The sequence below is a fragment of the Roseomonas sp. TAS13 genome, assembly GCF_001950415.1.
GTDB classification, from domain to species: Bacteria; Pseudomonadota; Alphaproteobacteria; order Acetobacterales; family Acetobacteraceae; genus Roseomonas; species Roseomonas mucosa.
This window is the reverse complement of the sequence record NZ_BDLP01000522.1, coordinates 1-2,369: the sequence shown is the minus strand read 5'-3', so window position 1 is coordinate 2,369 and position 2,369 is coordinate 1. Positions and strand designations below refer to the sequence as shown.

At 72.8% G+C, this 2,369-nt stretch carries 1 protein-coding gene and 1 pseudogene; both read left to right on the top strand.

The window, feature by feature from the left end; translation table 11 throughout:
* Nucleotides 1-643 (top strand): annotated as a pseudogene (locus ROTAS13_RS27480) (N-acetyltransferase family protein); the annotation flags it as partial.
* Nucleotides 640-2,025, top strand: a complete 1,386-nt coding sequence (locus ROTAS13_RS23060) for a capsule biosynthesis protein (RefSeq protein WP_075823545.1) — start codon at nucleotides 640-642, stop codon at nucleotides 2,023-2,025. The pseudogene ROTAS13_RS27480 and the gene ROTAS13_RS23060, both read left to right, overlap by 4 nt.
* Nucleotides 2,026-2,369: the final 344 nt, after the last annotated feature.

Here is a 2,369-nt window from a genome sequence, read left to right as displayed (position 1 = left end):
CCTCGCCTGCACGCTGGACATCGCCGCCGAGACCCACCGCGCCCGCTTCGCCTCCCTCCTGGCCCTCTGGCCGGGACGCGGCAGCCTCCGCATCCGCCCGCATGACCCCTGGCGGCTGGGCGAGGAGGTCGCGCTGATCCGCGCGCTCTACAACGATGCCTGGGCGCAGAACTGGGCCGCCCAACCCGTCACCGCCGCCGAGTCCGACACGATGCGCCGCCTGCTGCGCCCGCTGCTCGCCTCCGGCCGTGTCCTCTTCGCCGAATGGCAGGGCGAGCCGGTCGGCCTCTGCGCCGTGGTGCCGAACCTGGAGGAAATCTCCCACCGGCTCGGCGGCCGCCTCTGGCCCTCCGGCTGGCTCGGCATGGCCGGCGCGCTGGCCGGCCGCACCAGCTCCGCCCGCATTCCCCTGCTCGGCATCCGCCGCGCCTTCCGCCGCAGCCAGGTCTCGCGCATGGCCGTCGGCGCCCTGCTGTCCGAGGCCATCGCCCTGGCGGAACGCCGTGGCTGGCAGCGCCTCGAAGTCTCCTGGATCCTGGAAGACAATGCCTCGATGCTGGCCGCGATGACGCGGCTGCGCGCCCCCGTCACCGGGCGCTGGCGCGTCTGGCACGCACCGCTGGAGGCGACGCCTCCCGCATGAACGCCATCGCCGCCACCCGCGCCGGCACCCCGCCGCCCGGGCACAAGTCCTTCCTGTTCCTGCAAGGGCCGATCAGCCCCTTCTTCCGCCTTGTCGGCGCCGAGCTCCGCGCCCTCGGCCACGACGTGCTGCGCGTGAACCTCAATGCCGGCGACTGGCTGATCTGGCACGGCCCCGACGCCGTGAGCTACCGTGGCCGCCTCGGCGACTGGCCCGCCTGGTTCGAGGCGCTCTGCGAGGAGCGCCAGGCCACCGACCTCGTGCTTCTGGGCGAGCAGCGCCCGATGCACCGCGCCGCCATCGCCATCGCCCGACGCCGCGGCATGCGCGTCGTGGCCACGGATTTCGGCTATATCCGCCCGGACTGGATCGTCCTGGAACGCGACGGCATGAATGCCGAGAGCCGGTTCCCGCGCGACCCCGAGACCATCGTCGAGATGGGCCGCAACCTGCCGCCGCCCGACCTCGTGGTGCATCACCGCGACAGCTTCCCGCGCCAGGCCGCCTGGGATATCGCCTACCATCTCACGGCGATGCTGCGCTGGCCCTTTCCGCACCACCGCAGCCACCAGCTCTATCACCCGATCCCCGTCTATGCGGGCACGCTGCTGCGCCTGCTGACCCGGCGCCACGACAACCGCCGCGCCGACGCCATCGTGCGCGCGCTGCAGGGCAAGGGCCTGCTCTTCCTCTTCGCCATGCAGATGGAGACGGACTTCTCCCTGCGGGCCTATTCCCACTACCCCGACCTCGACACGGCGATGGAGGAGGTGATCGAATCCTTCGCCCGCCACGCGCCCGCCGAGGCGAAGCTGCTGGTCAAGGTCCACCCGCTCGACCCCGGCATCAAGCGCTGGAAGCGCCGCGTCCGCCGCATCGCCCAGCGCCACGGCGTGGCCGGCCGCGTGCACTACCTGGGCGGCGGCAATCTCGGCCACATCACCGAAAGCGTGCAGGGCGTCATCACCGTCAACAGCACCGTCGGGTTGCGCGCCCTGATCGACAACCTGCCCACCCACGCGCTGGGCCAGGCGATCTACAGGATTCCCGGCCTCACCCATGCCGGGCCGCTCGACGCCTTCTGGCGCGACCCGCCCCGCCCCGACATGGCGCTGCGCGAGGGCTTCCTGCGCGGCATCGCCCACTGCCTGCACATCCGCGGCGTCTACTACGCGAAGGAAGGCCTCGCCGTCGCCGTGCGGCAGGCCACCCACCGCCTGCACCACGGGCTGCTGAACGCCCCCGTGCTGGACTTCACCGCCGCGCCCGCCCTGCCGCCTCTCGCCGCCCCGGTCCCGCCGCCCATCGGCGCCGCCACCAACCCCCTCGCGGAATCCCCACCACAGCGGATGGAGACGCCGGTCCCGGTTCCGTCGCGATAGGATGGCCTTTCGGGCGTTGCGCCTCATGGCTGGCCGCCGGGGGAGAGGCGCAGCCTCTCCGCCCGGCCCCCCTCTCCGCCGGGGACCGGAGCCGGTCCCCGGACCCCGGGCCTGAGCTGGCTCTGCGTGATGGCCGCCAGCCTGCGGCCTGATCCCCGGGAGCAGGTGGAAAGGCGGGGCTCCCGAAAAGAAAGACACCGTTTCCGCACGGGCGGCACCGGCAATCCGCCGGAGAGCCATGCTCTCCGGCGCGATCCGGCATCAGCGAGCGCAAACGAACCGGGTCCAGGGCCCGCAGGGTCCTGGCGGATAGGGGGTCCGGGGGAAAGGCAGCGCCTTTCACC